The organism is Pseudobutyrivibrio ruminis CF1b, from assembly GCF_000424005.1.
In the GTDB taxonomy this organism is placed as follows: Bacteria; Bacillota; Clostridia; order Lachnospirales; family Lachnospiraceae; genus Pseudobutyrivibrio; species Pseudobutyrivibrio ruminis_C.
In genome coordinates this window covers 64466-86600 of the sequence record NZ_AUJB01000013.1, presented here as the reverse complement: position 1 = coordinate 86600, position 22135 = coordinate 64466, and the positions used below count along the sequence as shown (strand labels likewise).

The following is a 22135-nucleotide window of genomic DNA, read 5'->3' as shown; positions in this document are numbered from 1 at the left end:
TGTTGATCTGCAATGTCATTAAATGCTGCATTGTCAATATATAAATATACATTCCAAAAATCTTCAACTTTTTCACTTTCAAAGCCAAGCCTAGAATAATCGGATGAAAATGAACCATCCTCATAATAATAATTATCTGGAATTTCAAAAGTTATTCCACTAATACTATATGTAAACGGTCCCTATGGCAAAGTTTCTTCATTTTCGCTATCAGAGTCAAGAAGACTATTTTCCTGGATAGTTATATTGTTATTGATATCTTCTTTTTCAATATAGTCAAAGATAAAGAAAATAACAAACACTATGACCGCTATGGTAAACATTAATGCAACTATGGAAGAAACTGATTTATTATCTTCTTCAGTATTATTAATAGGAGCACCACAGAATTTGCAGTAGGCGTCATTCTCGGATATTTCATGGCCACATTTTTTACATATAAAACTCATTTAGAAGCCCTCCTTTACATATTATTAATATCAAAAATATGTGTTAATAATGAGAAAACCACACGTAACAAAGATTCGAAGTAATTTTTTCTATATATTTTCAGACCTTGACTATATTATTTTAGATTTGCTAATATGAACTAGGTGTATTGGCACGCCAGCTCATCCGTGTAAAGACCAAGTCAGCCTCTTATTATTTTTCTACAATCCAACTTTGATTAGTTTCATTGAGATTGTCTACGGATGCTATCTTAAAATGATTTATCAAAGGAGGAACAAATCGCGTGAATTACATTGATTATTTCAAGTCACAAGCAAAGAAATTCTACAAAGATTTCCAAACACAGTACAAAAATGAGGATGATATAGGTTACAGTTATAATCCAAAATATTGGTTAGACATTGAATGGATAATTGCATCCTGTGATATTGATGAAAATAATTTCAGTTTGATGAAAGCGCAGCATATTATTGCTATTCTTGCAAATTTTGAAAGTTGGAATGAATTAATACATTCAAATGAATGTAAACTAGAGCTGGGTTATTATCTAATTGAGAACCGAGAAGGAATTCTTTTAACAGAATGGCAAATGTATGAAAACTGGGCACCTATGGATACTTTTGATGATGGTGTAAAACTAAATATTTTTAAACATACATTTTTAGAACAAGCTTAATTTTAACACTTATTAACGATATAACTACTATATCTGACTGTAGAAATCATATATTTATTAAATTGAAATTAACAGTTCTATTAAAGAGGTATATACATTGCAAAGATACAAAGAACATGTAAGTGACTTAGTCGATCTTATGCTGGAATGGGATTGGTCTGAAAATGAGATTCGAGGTTTAAATCCTTATAAATTGACAATCGGAAGTAGACAAAAACCAAGCTGGGTTAGAAAATGAAAAAAAGAATTATGGTATTATCAATGATTTTCTGCATAGGATTAGCTATAATCGCCTGTGGAAAAGAGGATTCTGCAACAGAAACATCTGAAGTTGTAGAATCTGTGGAGCAGTCAGTTAAGGATACTGTTTCCGAAGAAGCAACAGAGAGTTCAGCGGAAGTGGAAGAAGACGACGAAGATGAAGAAGCAACAAATACAACAGTATGGTGTGGGTATCTAGAAGCATCAAATAAGGAGCTCAGCGGTGAGCCTGATGAGTATGGCGTTATACGTGCGATAATTTATGATGCACATTTAGATGGAGACACTTTCACTCTGGAAGGTACTTTAAACTTCAAGAACGATATGTTCCAGGACCCAATCGGAATGGTTCCAGGTGATGTAAACACATTTAAAGTTGATGAAAACACAAAATACCTGTTACATGGTGGTGAAGCAGGTCCTGAAGAAAAGACCCGTGAAGAATTTGAAGAAATATTCAAGGGTCTACTAGATTCCGGGCTATTCTTTGAAGTAGAAATCGAAAACGGTGTTGCAAAAACTGTAAATATTCGTTCATAAATAAAAGCACTAAGTAAGGACTAGGTAAAATGCCTAGTCCTTACTTTCTATTTTCCTTTACGTAAATTGTAAAATTGAATACCAAAAAATCCTAAAGCAGCTAAAGCAAGAATGCATAATACTATAATTAACATCGCATTTGATGAAGCTTCATCAGCTTCTGTAGCTACCTCTTCTGCAGATTTTTTCCTGTTCAGCACTAGCAGTCTTTAATCAATCCTATTTCTTACTATACAAATATCCAGCCACTGCTGAAACACATGGCACGGTTCCGATGATTCCAATAGAACCTGCAACGGCTCTAATCAATTCTATAGCCACAAAATCTGTGTTGACAAGCTGTCTAAAGGAAACGCCGTAGGAATAGATAAGCACCATCATGTTAAGTGCTCCACCAACATAAGCAAGCACAAGTGTGTTTGCCATGGTTCCCATTGCATCGCGACCGATGTTCATGCCTGCTGCAAAAAGCTCCTTAAAGCCAAGCTTTGAATTGGCCTCGTGAATCTCTCCTATTGCAGATGATATAGACATTGCAATATCCATAACAGCGCCCATGGCGGCAATCAAAATTCCACTTATAAACAAGCCGCGAAGCTGAATAGGATTTGTTGACTTCACAAGAAGAAGCGCCTCTGCTTCATCCATCTGGAATGTGGTAACACCGCCTGCCTTGGCAGCAAGCTCACCAAGTAATGCTGCTATGAGAACACCTGCAAGAGAGCCAAATGCTGCTGCAATTGTCTTCTTCTGTACACCGCCAATAAGCAAGAAACACAAAGCTGATGTAACGAACACTATAACTATTGTAAGTGGAATAGGCGATACTCCCTTTAATGTAAGTGGAAGCAATACAAAAATAATTGCAACCACTGTATATGCAAGTCCTGCGAAAGCTTTTAAGCCCTGCTTACCACCTAGTAAAACAAGCACTGCGAAGAACACAACAATAAGTCCTAAAAAAAGAGGAATTCTGTTGTAGTTGTAAATGCTCACCTCATATTTACCTGCATCAGTAGTATCTATTCTGACACTGACCTTATCGCCCTTTGCCACATCAACATTATAGAGGGCACTGAAGTAGTTCGTCACATGACAAACATCTCCCTTATAACGGCCAGTGAGAAGCTCTACCTCAAGTTCGGCACTTCCCTTTTTTACATTTTCAATTTCTTTATCAATCGATGTATTATCCTCTATTACAGAAAGAACTCTAGCAGTCTCATATTCGACGCCAGAGCTCTCTGTGATAGTGTATTTTGGCCTGTCAGTGTTGGCGTAAATAATCACTCCAACACTGAGGGCTATAAATACAAGGACTGATACAATTTTAATTATCAGTTCTTTTTTCATTTTCTAAAAAATTACCATCCAAAAAACTTTCCTAAGAAGCTCTTAATTGCGCTAACCACCTGCTTAACAACTGGGTTCTCAACAATCTTCTTAACAACTGGATTCTTGGCAGCTACCTTCTGAACCGTCTTCTCAACAGTCTCAACAACATTCTTAACTACCTTTCCAACCTGCTTGATTGTTTCCTTAACAGGATCTGGCTTAACCTCTGGTTCAGGCTCCTTAACAAGAACAATATCATCGCAATTGCGAACTCTGAATACAGGTACTGATACCTCAGAATCTCCCTCTGGGTGCATGTAAAGAACACCAACTGCAGAAACTGTAGCACCTTCCTTAACGAAGTTTGCTACTTCGTTCTTTCCTGTTGTAGCTGAGTTGATGTAACCATCGATGAAGATAGCTGCCTCAACGCCTGTAGAATCCTTAAGCCAGAATTCCTCAACAGTCTTTCCGTCAGAACCGTAAGCAACTCTTGTTACCTTACCAGTTGTCTTAAGAAGTGAACCACCAAGAGCATCATAATTCATTGCAGTCTTTGTGTCTACTTCCTTTGGAGCCCATACGTATGGCTCGTCATTAAGAATCTTAGATGAGATAACCTTAAGCTCCTTATCTCCCTGATACTGTGAAACGTATCCAACGATACGCATCTTTGTACCAATTGCAAGACCTGGTGTAGCATATGGGAATATGTCGATACCAGCTGTCTCATCCTGAAGGTAAATTGTATCGAAGAATGTTGTGTTCTCGTTGTCTGTACCAGATGTTACATAACCTTCAACAGCGAATACCTCATTCATCTTACCAGCACGAGCCTCTGCGATTGTAGATGTTGGAAGCTCTACTGTAACACCCTCAAGGATGTTGTTAATGATTGTGTGGTTAGTGTATGGCAATGAATCATTGTTGTCCATCTCTGCCTTTACTTCGAAGTCTGAAATGAATACGCCACCAGCTACGAAGATATCACCACCAGCCTTTGTGTGCTGTGTTGCAAGGAATGTAACATCACCAAGGTTGTCATTCTTTGCACCCTTAACACCGTTATCAAGTGTACCTGGCTGTGGATTTCCTGATGCATCCTTGCAGTCTACTGAGTAAGTAGTATCAAAGCCCTTTACAAGCCACTGTGCCTTGTCTACAAAATCTGTAGCCTTAGCATTTGAAATATCAACTGAGCAGCCTGAGTACTGGCTGTACTTCTGGCCATCTCTTAATCCAGCAAATAAAGCTGACTCTGTGTTGTAAGTAGTTGGGTACATTCTGTATACCTGACCACCATTGTTTGTATCATCACAAACCTCATCAGAACCCATGCGGATTGTAGAGCCGATTGCTTCAAGAAGCTTGTTCTGCTCTGTAGCTGTCTGACCGTCTGTTGTATCTGAGTAATCTGCAAGACCACATACGATTACAGAACCGCCATTTGCCACATAGTCCTTAACCATAGCAATGAAATCATCACTGAAGTGTGAAACTGTGTAATCACCAGCATTTGCTGTACCAGACTTCTTAGCTGGAGCGGATACTACAAGTAATGAGCACTTCTCAAGCATCTCTGGTGTAATTTCTGTTGTAACAACCTGAGCTCTGATATTCTTCTTAGCGCAGATTGAAACGAAAGCTGACATGTTGCCACCGTAGTAGCCAGTAACATAGTCATTGTAATGTGTTCCGTCGATGAGTACGTCTGTAACCATCTCTGGAACTGCATAGCTTAACTGAAGCTTATCTGTGTATACCTTAGGTACTCCGTTAAGTGTTGCGTTAACAACTACCTCATAAGTAACCTGACCAGCCTCGTTATATACGAAGTCTGTCTTGAAGGTTGCTGTGCCCTGTGACTTAACTGATGTGATACCAGCCTCTGCACCTGAAAGGTTTACAACCTCTGTTTCCTTATTATCAACGTCCTTGAGGACTACCTGGATGTTGTCGATTGTAAGATCTGTCTGCTCGTTGTTGTAGAAATCAACATTTACATCAAGGCTCTCTCCCTTTACAGGAAGAACTGTGTTTGTGTAAGTCTTGTTGATACCGCAAGCCTCAACCTCACCTACCCATACAGGAGCTGTAACAGCGATATCGCCATCATCTTCTGTAATCTTTAAGTAGTAGTATGAGTAGCTAGATGGTACCTCGAATGTAACTGTCTTTTCGTTAGTAGCTACATTCTCCATAGCGATTGACTGACCACCGTTAACGATAACCTCAACACGGCCAATCTTTGAATCTGTAGGATCCTTGATTTCTGCCTTGAGCTCAACAGTATCACCTACTGCATCCTTCTCAAGGATTGTACCCATGATGTTATTATCAAGTGTGTAATATACTGAGAGGTCGTTATCCTCTGTTGCGTATATACGATAATTTCTCATTGCATCATAGATAGCAGTTTCATCATTTGTATCAGCAAGCATTACTGTACGTGCTGTGTTGGCATCGCCCCACTTACCCTTGTGGTTATCCTGGTTGTTAGTAGGAGCTACGTGCCATCCCTTATCAAGGGCACGAGTGTAGTACTCGTATGATGGGAAGTAACCTGAAGAACCAATTGTACCTTCACCGTTACCAACCTCAATCATTGTGATTAACGCATCGTTCTCTTCTGTGTAGTATGCGAAATCCTGGAAATCACCGAAGGTTGTACCTGGGTGATTGAACTGGCTGATAGAATCAGGAACTGATCTAAGTGCCTCATAGTAATTCTGTAATGCTGTAGCATATGTTGAGTATGCTGTCTGTGTACGGCTCTGGAAACCTGGTGTGTTGTAAGTGTTGATATGACCAAGACCATTTGACCATGTCATCTCATAACCGTAAGCACATGTAAACTTATCTGTTGAGTACTGCTTTACAAGATTGTGAGCGTATGTCCACTCATCTGTTGCAGCCTTATCTACGTTCTCAGTAATCTTTGACTCCTTCTCGTTGTCAATTGAGTTACTGTGGTCCGTAATTACGATATAGTCAAGATTATCTACGTTAGTAGCATGCTTTAAAGCCTCCTCAAGTGTACCAGCACCGTCAGAAATGCTTGTGTGTGCATGAATCTGTCCAAAGTAGATGTTGTACTTCTCATTTTCCTTCTTTGTGAACTTGAGAGTAGAAACAGCGCTATCCTTGTAGCCTTCCTTTGTAGCCTTTACCTGGATCTGAGCAGGAAGAGTCTCAAGTGTGAATGGCTTTTCATATTCAATCCAGTCATTGTGCTCTTCAACTGCTGGCTCTTCTGTCTCTTCATTGTTCTCCTCAGAAGCTACTGTGTTATCAGCTGCTGCAATCTCTTCCTCAGTCATGTATCTGTAGAAGATCTTAGCACCCTCTGTCTTAGACTTAAGGGATACCTTCTGATTCTCAATAACTGCGCCACCGTTTGGTGTAGCCTTAACTGGTGAAACCTGAGCCTGTGTGTACTGATAATTTACAGTAACAGATTTAGCAAGTCCTTCCTTTGTAGCGTAAGCACGAACTGTTGCTGGAAGCTCTGTGAAGCTTACCTTCTTTTCATCATCGTACTTAACAAACTCTCCACCGTTTACTGAGTAGAAGATTTCTGCTCCCTCAGTCTTAGATGAAAGAGATACCTTCTGGTTAGAAGAAATCTCGCCGGCTGCTGGACTGGCAATTACATAACCAGTAACATCATCGCTAACGATTGGGTTACCCTTGAATGTAACACCATCAATGCGGATAACACCGCCCTTTGCTGGAGCCTTGTCGCCCTTAGCTGACTTGTCGCTTGCAGGAACAAGTCTTACATAAAGCTTCTCAGCATTTGCTGCTGCATTTGGAATGTCGAAGCTAAATGTGATGTAGTATGTTGGAGCAAGAGATGTGAGTGCCTTACCATCTGTGATGTCGCCAGAACCATTTACCTCGAATGGCTCCTGAACAGCCTTGCCGTTCTCATCTACCTTATCTCCTGCCTTGTAAGCTGTGTACTTATATGAATATGTACCAGTCTTAAGATCCTTGAATGATTCTCCATCTGTAGAGTACTGAAGCTGGAATGCTCCGCAAGCAGTGTTTGAAGCTCTCATTCTGAAATCAACTGACATGTTGCCATAGCCTGCTGATGGGAATGCAAACTGCATGTAATCAGTGTCCTTATTGATAACACCTGTTGATCCCATGTAGAAGTTTGTAGAGCCTGTGTTGCTACTCTTTGCAGATGTCCATGGCTGTGAAACACTTCCATTTACAACTGCTGTGTACTTAGCAGATGAATCAAGCATATCGTTAGTAGCATATAAGTCACCGTTGATATACTCCTTAGATGTCTCTACTTCATCGTAGTGTGCATTACCTGCCCACTGAGCAACTGTAAGAAGAGTATCATCATAATCGTACTTAACTGTCTTTGTGCCTTCTTCAAGTGCATAGAAGCTGAACTCATAAGCAGCAGCTTCCTTGAATCCATAAAGTGAGAATCCACTATAGTATTCAAGAGCCTGAACGTTTGAACCAACCTTTGCGAAAGCATTCTTTAAGTAATACTTTCCTTCTGCGCTGGCTGCTTCCTCTGTCCAAAGGCTGTTATCTGTCTTTGTATCCTCAAGAGTAAGATTTGCATAAGTCTTCTTCTTGCCGTCTACTTCCTTCTCCTCAACTGAGCCAGTAAGGTACTTGCCATCAGCTGTCTTGAAAGAATAGTATCCGTTGTCATCAACTGCAACCTTAAGAACTGCAGCATTTAAATCCTTTGTTTCAAGTGTGCCATCCTCTGCTGGCTCAGCTGCAACATCCTTGATCTTACCATTTGTAGTAGCCTCAGATGTCATAAGCTTCTTGCCTGCTGGATAATAAACAACTACCTGATCTCCATCGTAAAGCTCTCTTGTGAGAAGCTTTCCAAGTGTGTTGTCTGTAGGAGCATCTGTCTTCTCAAGCTCAGGTACTGTGTATGCTGAGAATGTGTATGCATCCTTCTTTCCACCAGCTGTGTAGCTGTATGTTGTGAATCCTGAGTAGAACTCAAGATACTGTGCCTTATTCTTGTAAACCGCATTTACGTTTTTAACAAGGAATGTGCCATCTTCCTCTGGCTCAACTGACCAAAGGCTGAACTCATTCTTCTCAGCCTCAAGTGAAAGGCTGTTTCCTGTAGCTCCTGAAGTAAGGTACTTTGTTGTAAGTACATTATCCTCAAGAATGTCTGATGTAAGATAAAACTCTCCATCATTTTCAGCTTTTACGAGCTTAAGCTTAACAATAGCAGCCTGAGCATCTGTGTATGTAAGGTGGTTGTCATCATCAACCTTTACATCAACACCAGCCATCTTCTTGCCGCTTGCCTCAGTAGAAAGTACCTTTTCATTATTAAATGAAAGTACAAACTCCTGCTCATCATCAAGCTTTGTAATATCTGTAATCTTGGAACCTGCAATAAGCTTGTAGTTGAATGAAACTATCTCGCTCTTTGTCTCATCAACAACTGAGTAAGCATAAATTGTAGTTTCCTTTGTGATTTCGATTGCTTTCTTGTATGGGCTGTAGTTGTCCTCGCTGCCATTTACGTTGTAGTAAATCTTAGCGTCTTCTGTATCGCATGTAAGCTCTACCTCAGCACCAAACTCTACCTCTGTACCGCTTTCAACAGAAGCCTTTGGAGCTGAAACCTTGCCCTCACCTGCAACCTTGCTTGTAAGCTTGTAGAAACCTAAGGTCTGGTCCTTAATGTTTCCTGTTGTGTTTGTGTATGCTCTCCAATCCTGTTTATTGTATACCCCTAAGAATCGAGTAGCATCCTTTGAGTCTTTAGCTGAAAGATAACCAGTATCATCAAGCTGCCACTGAGCGCCAACCTGATCCTTTGGCATCGAACCAGCTCTAACACCGTTGTTAGCAGCGTTAGTGTAAAGATATGAAGAACCACTTCCTATTGTATAGTAAGTTCTTGTAACCTTTTTCTCTGACTCCTTATCCTGTGAGTCCTTGTCATCCTCTTTCTCAAGATCCTTCTTATCAGAATCTTCAACGGACTTCTCTTCTGCCTTTACCTCAGAAGCCTCTGCATTCTCAACTACAGTCTCATCCTCTGTAGTCTCAGAAACCTCATTAGTAGAAGTCTTTTCAGAAGCTTTTACAGAAGCCTTTTCTTCTGTAGCCTCACTGCTTATTTCCTCTGACACTGTCTTTTCCTGAACAGCAGCTGTCTCTGCCTCTGTATTATTATCAGAGCCTGCTACAACTGTCTCCTCAACAGTGTTCTTTGTAATTGTCCATGCATAATCTGAATCACTACCTGATTCGATAGTTAAAGAACCATTGTTAACTGTTCCGAGAACAGCTGCTGGTGCTTTTCCTGTAGATGCATTTGGCAATACGTAGATTTCGCCATCGGAAGTGCTCATTGTGATGGCAATAGAATCACTAGATGTGATATCGGATAGACTTACTTTAGTCCAGACATGGTTTGTTTCTTCGGCCTTAGAAATGAAAGAAATATCAGTGTAAGCACATGAAACAACCATCAAAAGCGAAAGAACTAAAGATAGCCCTCTGCGAGCCAATTTTTTCATTACCTATCCTCTCCTCCTTTAATAAATTCAGACAAAAACGCGTCAAAAAAGGCGACTCACATATCCCAATCATCCACTATGTACCTAAATGATTTGGTATGTAAATCGCCCTTCCTAAATCGTTATGTCGTGTAATGTTAGAGTATCATTTTGAGGGTTTAATTTCAATATAATTTTCACACATTCATCACATTTTCTAGTAAGTATACAAAAGATTCAATAAAAACTTTAGTTCATTAGAAGGATAGCATGACAGAGTCAAGGGGAAGCCTATATTCTCTTCTTGCACACATCCTCCAGGCAGCATTTGTCGCAGTAAGGTGCTGTGCGGGCTGTGCAGACGGCGCGGCCATGATCCACAAGGCGGTGACAGAGTTCATTGCCTTCCTCTGGTGGAATGATTTTGCGTAAGGCCATCTCCACCTTAGTTGGCTCCTTGATATTGTCTACGAGGCCGATACGGTTTGAAAGTCTTATGGCATGTGTGTCTGTTACAATAGCAGGCTTGCCATAGACATCTCCAAGAATCAGGTTGGCTGATTTACGTCCAACTCCTGGAAGCTTAAGTAAATCCTCCATAGTATCTGGAACCTTACAGTCATAAACATCTCGCAGCATCTTCATACATGCCACTATGTCCTTGGCCTTGGATTTTCCTAATCCACAAGGGCGCACTATGGCTTCCACATCTGCCACATCAGCATCTGCAATGGCCTCAATGGTAGGAAACTTTTCATATAATAAAGGAACAATCTCATTTACTCTGGCATCTGTGCACTGGGCTGCAAGCCTTACCGACACCAGAAGCTTCCATGCATCATCATAATCCAATGTGCAGTCACTGTATGGATATTCCTTTTTTAGTCTTTCTATTACAATAAGAGCAAGCTCTTTTTTTCTCATGTTATTCTCCAGTATTTTCAATCTCTTCCTCATCCATATCTTCAAGGAATGGAAGCAGATACTTATGATAAATCATATCTAAAATGGCAACCATAGGAATGGCAAGAAGGATTCCTACTACACCGAACATCTTTCCACCAGCCACAATGCCGATGAGAATCCAAAGGCCAGAAACTCCAAGGGAATCTCCAAAAAGCTTTGGCTTGATAACATAGCCGTCAAGTGTCTGAAGGACAGCTGTGAAAATCAAAAATGCTACTGCATACCATGGTTCTACCAAGAGAAGCAGGAAGCCACCGATTACTGCCCCGATAGCTGGACCAAATGTAGGGATAATGTTAAATACAGCTACAAGCACAGAAACAAGTCCTGTATAAGGCATTCCAAGTATTGTCATAAATATCGCATTTACGATACCAACAACCATGGCATCAATCAGGTTATAAACGATGTAGCAATTGAGAATCTTATCGCTCTCTTTGATTATATATTCAACTTTTTCATACTGATCCTTACAGAGAGCCTTTAAAAATCTTGCTCCGCCTGCCTTAAGTTTATCCTTTTCAGCAAGGAAATAAATTGAAAGTAAAAGTGCTATAAATGCCTGTGCAACACCGCTACCTACGTCAGCTGTAGTAGCCATAATTGTATTCATGTTTTTTGAAGCATATACTTTCACAGTATTGAGCAAATCATTTGAGTTATTGATAAAGCTGGTTAAATCGAGTGTTGAATTTGAAACTCCAATAGCTGTAAGTGTTCTCTGGAGCTTATCCATATACCCATTGAAATTTCTAGCGAAAATCTTAATACTGTCCACAAGCTGTGGAACAACTAAAACACCTATCCACACCAGAATAAAAATCAAAAGTACAAATGCACATGCATTTCCAAGTGCAGCCTTAGTCTTTTCATTCTTAAGCTTTCCAAATACCTTTCTTCTAAGAAACATAGCCAATGGATTAACTATGTAGGCAATAACTGCCCCAAAGAAAACTGTGGAAAAGAAACCTAAGAAAGTTCCGATTATGTTGAGAACTGAACTGATTTTCATCAGCAGAACGAAAAGTACTACACCTATACAAATTGAAACTGTTAGTGAATACCATGATTTATTTTTTATATTTTTCATTGTTCCTCCAAAAATTCACAAATCGCTATTAATAGTGGTATTTATAGTTATAATATGGCAAAGTGGAGACTTAAATGCAATGAATTAATTCTAAAAATTCTATTAAGTCTTCACATATTTGTGATATGGTATAAGTGTTTATGGATAACAACTGTGGTTAAAACCCAGTTATTAATAGGTTTAGGAGGTAATTCCATATGAAAATTGCAATGGCAAATGATCATGCCGGAACAGAAATGAAGAATGAAATTAAGGCATATCTCGAGAGTAACGGATATGAAGTAGTAGATTTTGGTACTTATGATGGTGAAAGCTGCGACCTTTCAGATTTCGTTTATCCAGCTTCCCTTGCAGTAGCGAAGGGAGAATGCGACAGAGGAATCTTCTGTGATGGTGTTGGATATGGCAGTGCTCTTATCGCAAATAAAATCAACGGCTGCTACGCTGCAGTTTGCCAGGATCCTTTATGTGCTACTCTCGCAAGACAGCACACAGATTCAAATATCCTTTGCCTTGGTGCAAAAATTATTGGCGGACTTATGGCTATGGAAGTTGTAAAGACATGGCTTAATACAGATCCACTTATGGAGGAAAAATATCGCCGTCGCGTTCAGAAGGTTTGCGACATCAACGATAAGCATTGCGTACCTGTTAAATAGTTTATTTATCCACATATAAGGGTAGCCTATGGAAAGCAAAACACAATTCGAAGCATATATAGCTGATGAAATATCAAGACATGATGGAGTAGCTATTCCAATCAAGTCTGGTTTGCTTCATCGCCTTCTTGTAAAACGATGTTATTGTGAAAACCTGCATCCAAATCCTGACGATGAATTTTCTCATCCTAAGATTGGGCCTAGCTATCGAATCATTTCTGATTATGAAAAGAAGTTTTTAAACTCGGAGCGAATTTATCAGAATTACTATATGGGCGAGGAGCCTATTGTAGTTGAACGGATTCATCCTGATGGCTATATGATTCTAAACGGCCATCACAGGTGGGCTGCGGCCCTAAGACTGGGCTATCCAAAAATTCCAGTACAGGTTGTAAATGTAGTTCACAATCAGGAAATCAAAGAAATAGTTAAACACTCAGAGCACAACAAGCGCGTTACCCTTGATTTAGACGAGGTTGTTTTCTACAATGGCACACAAGGACAGGCAGAAAAACCATTACCATTCCCACTTAATAAGATTTACCCAGATCGACTGAGACTTGGAATTCCTGCTTTATTTAGAATGCTTGAAAAAAACGGATTTGATATTTGGTTATACAGTGTTAACTACTATTCCACTGACTATATTAAATCGCTTTTACGTAAATACCATTTAACTGCTACTGGTATAGTTACAGGTACATCAAAAAGAACTAATCCAGAAGACAAAAAACTGATGGAATCACTGTATGTCGACAACTATTTATACACTCTACATCTCGATAATGCTGAAGTCAGTATGTTTGACAATGTAGCCAATGAATTCCGTGTATATCCAATCAAAGATAAGGATCACTGGTCAAGGGACGTAATCAACATTATTAAGGAGCTACCTTCTTATGATTAATAATGCCGGCGAGAAAATGCGTATCTCCTTCGACCTTGATGAGGTTCTGTTTGTATCACCGATGACCCACAAGGTTGAAGAGCCGCCACCTTTTCCCTTTAACAAAATATATAAAGAACGATTGAGGCTTGGCACTCCTGCGCTGATTAACGAACTTCAGGAGCTGGGCTTTGAAGTATGGGTCTACACCTCCTCTTTCAGGACGGAAAGCTACATTAGGCATCTTTTCAAACTGTATAATGTTCGTTTTGATGGGATTGTAAATGGACAAAGACATTTGAAGGAGGTTCAGAGAAATAATTCAACCATTCTTCCTCAGAAAATGCCTAGCAAATATCGAATTGCCTTTCATATTGATGACGAGAAAATCGTCTGTTCAAACGGAAGACAGTATGGATATGAGACATATCATCTTGATGCTGAAGATGAATTGTGGAAAGAAAAAATATTGATACAGGCGTATCATTTGAATGCTAAACTGAATTAACCCAACTCCAACAAGGTGATTTATGAATTATACAATTCACTAATCACCTTGTTCAATTTATTTCCATTATTATTTCTAATCACTTAATTCTTCCAGGTACTAAAACATCAAATTCTATTTTCAATACTACAATTCCAAAGACGTCTCTTTTTCACTTGTAAAATAAATTTTGACATTTTAGGACCTCCATTAGAAATTTAATTTTCTTTTATTTCTATGCTAAAGTATCAACGACTTCAGGACAGTTATACAATGTAATCGGATCTATATCCAAGCAATCAGCCTCGCCATCTACCCCTATATCCCATGCCAAAGTATCATTCATGATTTTACATTTTTCTTTGAATACGACTATGTCATCTATTTTTTTAAATAACCCTTTAGTAAGATTCGGCTTCACATCATAGCAAGTAATTTTTCCATCTGCAAAATATATCCAAACCGTAAAATCATCCTGTGGAACAACCTGAATTATCTCATACATCATACTCTTTACCTCAACGGTTCTATTTTTTTTAGTTCTTCCATCATCTTAGCCAGCTCCCAATCATTCATTAATTCATCTTTATGAATAATCGACCAAGCCAAAACCAATTTGACTTGTGATGATGGCATAAAGCCTTTCATTATCCGTGATCTCTTTATATCCACCAAAGCTTTATATTCACCGTATTTTGCGTGAAAATGTGGTGGATTGTGATCATCGTAATACATTGAAATTTCAATTCCAAAAAAACTAGATATAACTGGCATTTTTATTATTTCCTCCATGCTCTATTAATATTTATAATAGTAGCAAAGGAAGGTGTACATAAATATACCCACTTAATTAATGTACTAAAAAATCTATGGAATTGAATTTAATATAAAGAGTCCTACAAAAATTTTCTGTATACTCAATTATTACTCTATCAGATTTAGTCGAAAAGTGTGAGTGATTATTTATATTTTTATTCAATCTACATTCCTGTAAATTTAAAAAGACCGAATGAAGTAGTCACCTCATCCGGCCTTTATTTTTCAATGATTTACACTTTAAATTAAATCCATCTAGCGTTTGTGAGCTTCTCTTCACTGATAATTGTCAAGGGAGGGTCATTTTTTATATTCTATTTGTCTGCTTTCTTAGCACCTCTTAAGGCTAATATTCCTGCAACAAGTGGCACAATGCCAAGCACTAATAACATAACGCCTGCAACAACCACAATGCCCATATCATTAGCATCACCATATGCAGGATTAAAAATCATAACTCCGCTGGCAGCAAGAAAAAACACTCCAGCACCAACACCTATGATTCCTGTAACAGTGCATATTATACCCATAATTTTTAATATTTTCTTCATAACATACTACCTTTCTACAAACTGTATTACTCGGTATAATACACTTCTTAAAAGATAATTACAAGTTATGATTTTCCTTTTTCTATCAACCAATTTCATTTCTTGAAGGAATTGATTGTGCGGCCCCCTTTTTCTGAACAGCCAAAGCTGATGCTTTTGTGGCCGTCAACATTGTCTCTGGTATTATCCTGGTTGGCACCACCAAAAAGCACAATACTATTCTGTCCATTATCATCAACCTGAATTATGGTGTGTCCACATCGTTCAGAAACAGTCTTGATATAGATACTATTCATGCTTACTGAAGCTGAGAAAGAATCTCATTTAAATCAAAAGTCTGACCTGAGTAAGAAATTACCCACTTGCCATCTACATAGTTAACTGGAATATCTTTTAAGCTATCTGCGTATGTGCAGATGTATGTATCACCCTCGTATACCTCTACATTCCAATTGATTGAAAATGTCTTAGAATCAGCATTAACTGTAACAGTACCTGTACCATCCATTGTACAGTTGCCATATGCTCTATTAACTAAGCTGAACTGTCTGTTAACACTCTCAAGAGAAGCTGTTTCTGTGCCAGGATTGAGATACTTATCCATCTCTGCCTTCTTCTCTAAAAGCTCATCTAAATAGTTAAGCTTGCGACGGTATTCCACATATGACTTATCTGGATTAGTCCATACCTGATAATATGCTACCCAATATGCTCTTTCTAAATCTGATAAACTGCTGTATGGTGTGTCTATCGCGATGTTATCTAATGCAGCCTTAGCCTCAAGATACTCCTCCGAAACCACACCAGCCTCCTCACATTTATAAACTATACTATCGTAACCACAATACTTCACATAGAGTTCAGTCACTGCCTCTCCATGTGCCGCTTTCTTCTTGAAGGATTCTGAAGCTGTAGCCTCATATCTAGCCTTTGCATCACTAACTTCCTTCTCAGCCTGTGCAATTTCTGTAAGAAGCTTGTCATAATCACTGGCTGTAACCTGTGCTGTAGCTTCTATATTCTCAGCAGCCTGTGCGCTTGTAGAATTAAAAGCAAGTCCAGCTGAAACAAGGCATCCACTTCACCGAAGTTTATTGTATAATACAAGACTATCATATGTCCAATCAAATGTCTGTCTACGGATAGCACGTGGGCAGAGAGCACCAGCACGTCTCATGTGTTACTAAAGTCCTTTATAATGTTTCGCCAAATAAAATGAAAACAGCAAAAGACCTATAGTTTCCATACCATGATAGATTACCGAAGTCCAGACAATGCTAATGATTTTGACTTCCATATCAAATGTAATCATTTGAAAAATGCAAAATGCCAAAATAAAAACTGCTGTTATAATCACAGATATAATCTTTAAAAACCTGTCTTTCAAAAATACTGCCGATACAAATATTCCGATAATCAGTGCGGAAAACATTCCGATGTATTTAAACCCGTGTGTGGAATTGTATATTCCAGAAAAATCCACTGCTCTCTCATATGTATCCATAGGAATGATTCTGTACAAATCACTGACAAAACTCTTGTACTGATAGCTGGATACCATAGACATAATCTGTATAAACAGAAGTATGGAAGCCCATATTTCAAGGAGCTGATAAATGTCCAATGCTGTCAGAGTAGATATTCCATCTGGAATGTATTCCTTCTGCAACAGGCCCATCTCTTCACTATCATCTTCTGTAACCACTTTCATAATTTTTCGCATCTTCTTTATATTTCTGGTAAAGATAACTGCAATCAAAATGGTAACTGTCAGATGAATACACATATTTGAATAGAAAATAGTGCTGTTAAGCATATCAGGCTCACTGAGATTGGAGCTGAAAAAAAAGCGCGACAAAGCATTAAGGCATTGTGAAAACAAGCCTATTAATGCCGATGAACATATTGATTCAGATAGATAATGTTTCCGTGTATTTAAATACATTTCACACCCCTATAATATGCCTTCCCCTGACTATAACAATATTTTAAAAGTTTCCCCCTATATCATCAATAGTTTTTAATTGACACCATCTGTCAAAAACAGCAGGATATTGGCAAGTTCTCCACACATCTCATCAGACTTTTCATGCTATAATTTTTAGCGTTCGCAATACATTTTAAACAGGGAGGTAGTTTATGTTTAAATATTTGGAAACATTGGAACAGGAAAAACATGTTAATGCATTCAGATATCTGGATGGAGAGAATTCCTACAACATTACATTTGAGACATACATACGCGACATTAAGGAATGTGCTACAAGACTTGAAAATCTTATGGGTCCATTAGAGGGCAGACACATTGCTCTTATTGGTGGAAACAGCTATGAGTACGTAGTTATCGCTATTGCACTCATGTTCAGCAGAGCTGTAGTCATTCCTCTTAACTTCCGTGAGATGGAAGAAAATCTTAAGTTTGCAGTAAAAAATTCAGATGCTGAATACCTTATTGCTGACGATCTTGAGAAATTCAGCTTCTTATCAGACACTAAGACTTACAGCTTTGACATTGCTCTTAAGGGAGATGTAGAGCCAAAGGATCTTAAGGACTTCACAGACGAAGAAGCTAACAACCTTATGATGATTGTTTACACTTCAGGAACTACAAGCCTTTCAAAGGGTGTAATGCTTTCTGTAGGTAACATCTTCAGCGGTGAAAAGATTGCACTTCCAAAGGGATATTCAAATGGCTTTGAGCCATACCCAGGTATGCCAATCTACACTAATTTCCCACTCTATCACATTGGTGGACTTCTTGCTCTTATCACATGGTCAGAGCATGCATGTACATTCTACCAGAGCGTTCATCCAGAGAACATTCTTGATGATCTTGTAGGCGAGGAAATTGATTACGCTTGTGTACTTCCTGGTACTTTAAAGCTTTGGCTTAAAACTATCAAAAGAGGTCATATGGACAAGCTTGGTAACGTTAAGATTCTTTGCACAGCAGGTGCTCCTGTAAGTATTGATGACGTTAAAGAAATCACTTCACACGGTATCGCATTCGGTCAGTACTACGGTATGACTGAGACAGGTGGAAATGCTACATTCAACTTCGATATGGAGCATCATATGGCTTCTGTAGGTCGTCCTTACGATGATGCAGAAATCAAGATTATCGACGGCGAGATTGGTATCAAGTACTGGGGTAACATGATGGGTTACTACAAGAACGAGGAAGCTACTGCAGAAATCTTACGTGATGGTATGATTTTCACAGGTGACCTTGGTTACCTTGACGAGTCAGGATACCTTTACATGACTGGTCGTAAGAAGAATCTTATCATCCTTTCAAGTGGTGAGAATGTAAGCCCTGAGGAGCTTGAGAGATACATGTACGCAAATGAAAACGTTAAGGAATGCCTGGCATTCGAGAAGAATGACAGAATCCACGTTTCTGTTTTCTGCGACGAAAACGCTCATGATGATATCAAGGCACACGTTGACGAGCTTAATAAAAAGCTCCCAATTTACAAGAGAATCTACGGCGTAGAATTCCAAGATACAGAATTCGTAAAGACTGCAACTGGAAAGATTAAGAGACCAGAAGTCGCTATCTAATGTAATTAAAGCCATGGACATTTAATTGCCCATGGCTTTTTTATCTCTGTTAGTCTTTGGCTAAACCTTCCTGTTTTGTTTTAAGCTGCTTGCCTCCCACTAGTGGGAAGGCTTTGCGAACATTATTTTAAATGATTCCGACAGCCTCTGGTGGCGGATCTCAGCTGCGTTGAATTTCACTGACTTAAATGCGAACTGCATGATAGGGCCGGTGCCGAAGGCGCTGATAATAGTGCCGATGCCTACAGGTCCTCCTAAGAGCCAGCCTACAAATGTGGCGGTGGAAAGAAGTCCAATGCTGACCACACCGATGGACAGCTTCTTTGCTCTCTTTGTAAGAGCCACAAGCAGTGTATCTCTAGGTCCACAGCCAAGTGCTGCTGCCATATAAGTAAACTGAGTATAAGCCATTATAATCAGTCCAATAATCATAACAGGGATGCCTGTAGCAAATGAGCTGCAAGGCTCCACCAAACCAATTCGATTAAACAAATCCACAGACTTACCTACAACAAAAGCATCTATAAACATTGCAATACCAATAGGTGCCCTCATAAAAATATCTATTCCAAGGATGCTGTAGGACACCGCAATTGATGCTGTTCCATATAATATCCCAAGACTTTTTGATAAGCCAAGGTTTAATACATCCCAAGGGCTGGCGCCGATGTTTGCTTGGATGGTAAGATAAACTCCAAATCCATTTATAAACAAGCTGATGGCTGCCACAAGCATATTCATAAGAATAGCCCTTGTGGAGCTGTTTTCTCTATAATAATTTCCGAAAAGCATATCTAATCTCCACTTGCTAAAATCGGACTAATTATAGTCTCACACAAGAGCCTAGTCAATGATTTTATAAAACAAAATTTAGGACAGGAAAATTTACGCAAAAAAGGCCCAGGCATAAGCCTGAGCCAAGAGAATATAATGAAGAAAATAAACTACAGATTATTTTGTAGCTGTTTTCTTATTATTGAGGATTTCGAATACTACAGCGCCGAGAAGAACGACACCCTTAACAACCTTCTGCCAGTTAGCATCGATACCCATAAGGGACATACCAAGGTTGATAACACCAATAAGTGTAGCACCGATAATCATACCGAATACTGAACCAGATCCACCGTAAGCAGATACACCACCTACTACGCAGGCAGAAATTGCATCCATCTCGTAGTTTGTACCAGCTGTAGAGTTTGCAGCCTGGAAACGAGCCATTGTAAGGAATGCAGATACAACTGTAAGTACTGCCATGTTAAGGTATGCGATGAACATGATTCTCTTTGTATCGATACCTGAAAGTCTAGTAGCTTCCTTGTTACCACCGATTGTATAGAAGTAACGTCCAATATCTGTCTTAGATGTGATGAAGCTGTAGATTATAACGATTACAGCTACCCAGATAAGTGAATAAGGAACACCACCTGCAAGTGCAAACTTGTAACCAAAGAGCATAATTACAAAGCAGATAAGCACTGACTTTACAACAACCTTTACAAAGCTATCAGCAACATATCCCTTCTTAATTTTTGTCGCGCGTTCTCTAAAGAGAAGGAATACTACGATTACTGATGCGATAAGTGCGATTACAATACTTGTCATATTGTACTGAACACCGCCGATTCTTGGGCCTCCGAAAAGATCGTTCATCTTTCCTGAGAAGAGGCTACAGAAGGCTGGTGGAAGTGGGCTGATGTTTGAATTACCGTTAAGTAATGCAACACCCCATCCACGAAGTGCAAGGAAACCTGCAAGTGTAGCAATCCATGGTGGAATATTGATATACGCAATTACGTATCCAAGAACACAACCATAAATTACACCAACGAGAAGCATTACGAGAATACCAACTATTGTTGGAGCTCCCATATTTACCATAACCTTTGCGCCGATAACACCTACTAAACATACGAATGAACCGCAGGAAAGATCGATGTTACCACCTGTTAACATACACATCAACATACCAGTTGCAAGAACATAAACGTATGCATTCTGTGTGATAAGTGCATTGAACTGACTTGGCATTAACATTGTGCCATGTGTTGTAGCGTTAAAGAAGAGAACAACCAGGACCAGTACAATGAGCATAGTGTTTTCTTTAACTATCTTTAAAATTTTGTCTTTCACTTTTCGCTCCTCCCTTCCTATTTCTTCTCTCTCTTAGACATAACATCAAAGATTACCGCTGCGAGAAGTACAAGGCCTTTTACAACCTTCTGATAGTTGGCATCAACACCCATGATTAACATACCCTGGTTGATAACACCCATTAAAAGAGCACCGACGATAGCTCCGAATACAGAACCTGTTCCGCCGTATGCTGAAGCACCACCGATGAAGCAAGCACCGATTGCATCCATCTCGTAGAACTGACCGTATGTAGGCTGAGCTGATGCTGCACGAGCAACTGTAAGGATACCAGCAAATGCTGCCAAGAATCCCATATTCGTATATGCGAAGAAGTAAACCTTCTTAGTGTTGATACCAGAAAGCTGTGTAGCCTTCTCGTTACCACCTACTGCATATAAGTAACGACCGATTGTAGTCTTTGTTGTAACGTAGTTGTAAACAAGTACTATAAGGATGATCCAAAGAAGTGATGTTGGGATTCCCTTATAACCTGCAAGCTTGTAAGCAAGGAATAAAATTACTAATGAGATAAGAACAATCTTTGCATAGAAGCCAGCTGCACCTGATGTCTCATAACCCTTGCGTGAAGCAGAAATTCTCTTCTTGAATGAGAATAATACAAAAATAACAACTGCGATAACGCCTGCTAATAAACATGTAATGTTAAGTCCATCACCGTGGAAGAAATCTGGAATGTAGCAATCAGCGCCACCACCAAATACATTAAGGAATGTTGTATTTGAAATTGATACCGCATATCCGTTAAGAACTACATTTGATAGTCCTCGGAAGGCGTACATACCAGCAAGTGTTGCGATGAATGGTGGAACGTTTACGTAAGCAACCCAGAATGCCTGCCATGCACCAACAAGTGCACCAACAAGTAACATTACGATTACTGCTACCCAAACATTTACCTTCTTGTCCATGAGCATTGCTCCGATACCGCCTACGAAGCAGACTACTGAACCAACAGAAAGATCGATGTTACCACCAGTTAAGATACAAAGTAACATACCAGTTCCAAGAACGAATACGTATGCGTTCTGTGAAAGAAGGTTGTTAACGTTCTGAGACAGAAGGATTGTTCCGCCTGTTCCAACGTAGAAAATTCCTATAACGATCACCAGGGCGATAACCATGGTGTACTTTTTTAATGTATTTCCAATGCTATTTGAAACCATGTTTTCTCTC

Annotated in this window: 20 protein-coding genes; 6 read left to right on the top strand and 14 right to left on the bottom strand. The window is 39.2% G+C overall.

Annotation, left to right across the window (positions count from 1 at the left end):
* Positions 1-182 precede the first annotated feature (182 nt).
* Positions 183-449: a zinc ribbon domain-containing protein gene (locus G592_RS0112100; RefSeq protein WP_028248041.1), complete on the bottom strand. Its 267-nt coding sequence runs from the start codon at positions 447-449 to the stop codon at positions 183-185.
* Positions 450-733: 284 nt separating this feature from the next.
* Between G592_RS0112100 and G592_RS0112095 the strand changes: the two genes are divergently transcribed.
* Both G592_RS0112095 and G592_RS0112085 read left to right on the top strand, forming a co-directional pair.
* On the top strand, positions 734-1126 hold the full coding sequence (locus tag G592_RS0112095) for a hypothetical protein (protein WP_028248040.1): 393 nt from the start codon (positions 734-736) through the stop codon (positions 1124-1126).
* Between the two features lie 234 nt (positions 1127-1360).
* Positions 1361-1927, top strand: coding sequence for a hypothetical protein (locus G592_RS0112085; RefSeq protein WP_028248039.1), 567 nt, complete (start codon positions 1361-1363; stop codon positions 1925-1927).
* 219 nt (positions 1928-2146) lie between these two features.
* Here G592_RS0112085 and G592_RS0112075 read toward each other — a convergent pair whose 3' ends face one another.
* The 4 genes from G592_RS0112075 to G592_RS16485 all read right to left on the bottom strand — a co-directional run bounded on the left by G592_RS0112075 (position 2147) and on the right by G592_RS16485 (position 11842).
* Positions 2147-3280 carry a YibE/F family protein gene (locus G592_RS0112075; protein ID WP_028248038.1) on the bottom strand — a complete coding sequence of 378 codons (1134 nt, stop codon included), beginning with the start codon at positions 3278-3280 and terminating at the stop codon, positions 2147-2149.
* 11 nt (positions 3281-3291) lie between these two features.
* Entirely contained in the window at positions 3292-9807 is a 6516-nt protein-coding gene (locus G592_RS16490; protein ID WP_051194908.1) for a CehA/McbA family metallohydrolase, read from the bottom strand.
* A gap of 270 nt (positions 9808-10077) precedes the next feature.
* Complete coding sequence (locus tag G592_RS0112065) at positions 10078-10710, bottom strand: endonuclease III domain-containing protein (RefSeq protein ID WP_028248037.1); 633 nt, start codon at positions 10708-10710, stop codon at positions 10078-10080.
* Position 10711: 1 nt separating this feature from the next.
* Complete coding sequence (locus tag G592_RS16485; protein WP_051194907.1) at positions 10712-11842, bottom strand: AI-2E family transporter; 1131 nt, start codon at positions 11840-11842, stop codon at positions 10712-10714.
* Positions 11843-12039: 197 nt separating this feature from the next.
* Between G592_RS16485 and G592_RS0112055 the strand changes: the two genes are divergently transcribed.
* From G592_RS0112055 to G592_RS0112045, 3 genes are read left to right on the top strand one after another with little or no spacing between them, the layout of a single operon-like run.
* Positions 12040-12501, top strand: coding sequence for an RpiB/LacA/LacB family sugar-phosphate isomerase (locus G592_RS0112055; protein WP_015551008.1), 462 nt, complete (start codon positions 12040-12042; stop codon positions 12499-12501).
* 28 nt (positions 12502-12529) lie between these two features.
* Positions 12530-13408: a ParB/Srx family N-terminal domain-containing protein gene (locus tag G592_RS0112050; protein WP_028248036.1), complete on the top strand. Its 879-nt coding sequence runs from the start codon at positions 12530-12532 to the stop codon at positions 13406-13408.
* Positions 13401-13895 (top strand): HAD family hydrolase, encoded by a 495-nt coding sequence (locus tag G592_RS0112045; protein WP_242830175.1) that lies wholly within the window; start codon positions 13401-13403, stop codon positions 13893-13895. The genes G592_RS0112050 and G592_RS0112045 overlap by 8 nt, the downstream gene beginning before the upstream one ends.
* 214 nt (positions 13896-14109) lie before the next feature.
* On the opposite strand, the gene G592_RS0112040 is transcribed toward G592_RS0112045, so the two are convergent.
* From G592_RS0112040 to G592_RS0112015, 6 genes are all read right to left on the bottom strand, one after another.
* The gene (locus tag G592_RS0112040) at positions 14110-14382 is read right to left on the bottom strand and encodes a DUF2442 domain-containing protein (protein WP_028248034.1); all 273 of its coding nucleotides are present in this window, start codon (positions 14380-14382) and stop codon (positions 14110-14112) included.
* Between the two features lie 5 nt (positions 14383-14387).
* Entirely contained in the window at positions 14388-14648 is a 261-nt protein-coding gene (locus tag G592_RS0112035; RefSeq protein WP_028248033.1) for a DUF4160 domain-containing protein, read from the bottom strand.
* Between the two features lie 356 nt (positions 14649-15004).
* Positions 15005-15241: a hypothetical protein gene (locus G592_RS0112030; RefSeq protein ID WP_028248032.1), complete on the bottom strand. Its 237-nt coding sequence runs from the start codon at positions 15239-15241 to the stop codon at positions 15005-15007.
* 95 nt (positions 15242-15336) lie between these two features.
* On the bottom strand, positions 15337-15537 hold the full coding sequence (locus G592_RS0112025; protein WP_028248031.1) for a kelch repeat-containing protein: 201 nt from the start codon (positions 15535-15537) through the stop codon (positions 15337-15339).
* A 2-nt stretch (positions 15538-15539) separates the two neighbouring features.
* Positions 15540-16109 (bottom strand): hypothetical protein, encoded by a 570-nt coding sequence (locus tag G592_RS0112020; RefSeq protein ID WP_028248030.1) that lies wholly within the window; start codon positions 16107-16109, stop codon positions 15540-15542.
* Positions 16110-16424: 315 nt separating this feature from the next.
* Positions 16425-17057: a hypothetical protein gene (locus G592_RS0112015; RefSeq protein ID WP_028248029.1), complete on the bottom strand. Its 633-nt coding sequence runs from the start codon at positions 17055-17057 to the stop codon at positions 16425-16427.
* A gap of 323 nt (positions 17058-17380) precedes the next feature.
* Here G592_RS0112015 and G592_RS0112010 point away from each other — a divergent pair, with 323 nt between their 5' ends.
* The gene (locus G592_RS0112010; protein WP_028248028.1) at positions 17381-18805 is read left to right on the top strand and encodes a class I adenylate-forming enzyme family protein; all 1425 of its coding nucleotides are present in this window, start codon (positions 17381-17383) and stop codon (positions 18803-18805) included.
* 99 nt (positions 18806-18904) lie between these two features.
* Here the strand turns inward: G592_RS0112010 and G592_RS0112005 are convergent, their stop codons facing one another.
* The 3 genes from G592_RS0112005 to mmsB form a co-directional block, all read right to left on the bottom strand.
* Positions 18905-19597: a YczE/YyaS/YitT family protein gene (locus G592_RS0112005; RefSeq protein WP_028248027.1), complete on the bottom strand. Its 693-nt coding sequence runs from the start codon at positions 19595-19597 to the stop codon at positions 18905-18907.
* A gap of 159 nt (positions 19598-19756) precedes the next feature.
* The gene (locus G592_RS0112000; protein ID WP_036952858.1) at positions 19757-20938 is read right to left on the bottom strand and encodes an ABC transporter permease subunit; all 1182 of its coding nucleotides are present in this window, start codon (positions 20936-20938) and stop codon (positions 19757-19759) included.
* A 17-nt stretch (positions 20939-20955) separates the two neighbouring features.
* The gene (gene mmsB / locus G592_RS0111995) at positions 20956-22125 is read right to left on the bottom strand and encodes a multiple monosaccharide ABC transporter permease (protein ID WP_028248025.1); all 1170 of its coding nucleotides are present in this window, start codon (positions 22123-22125) and stop codon (positions 20956-20958) included.
* Between the last annotated feature and the right edge of the window lie 10 nt (positions 22126-22135).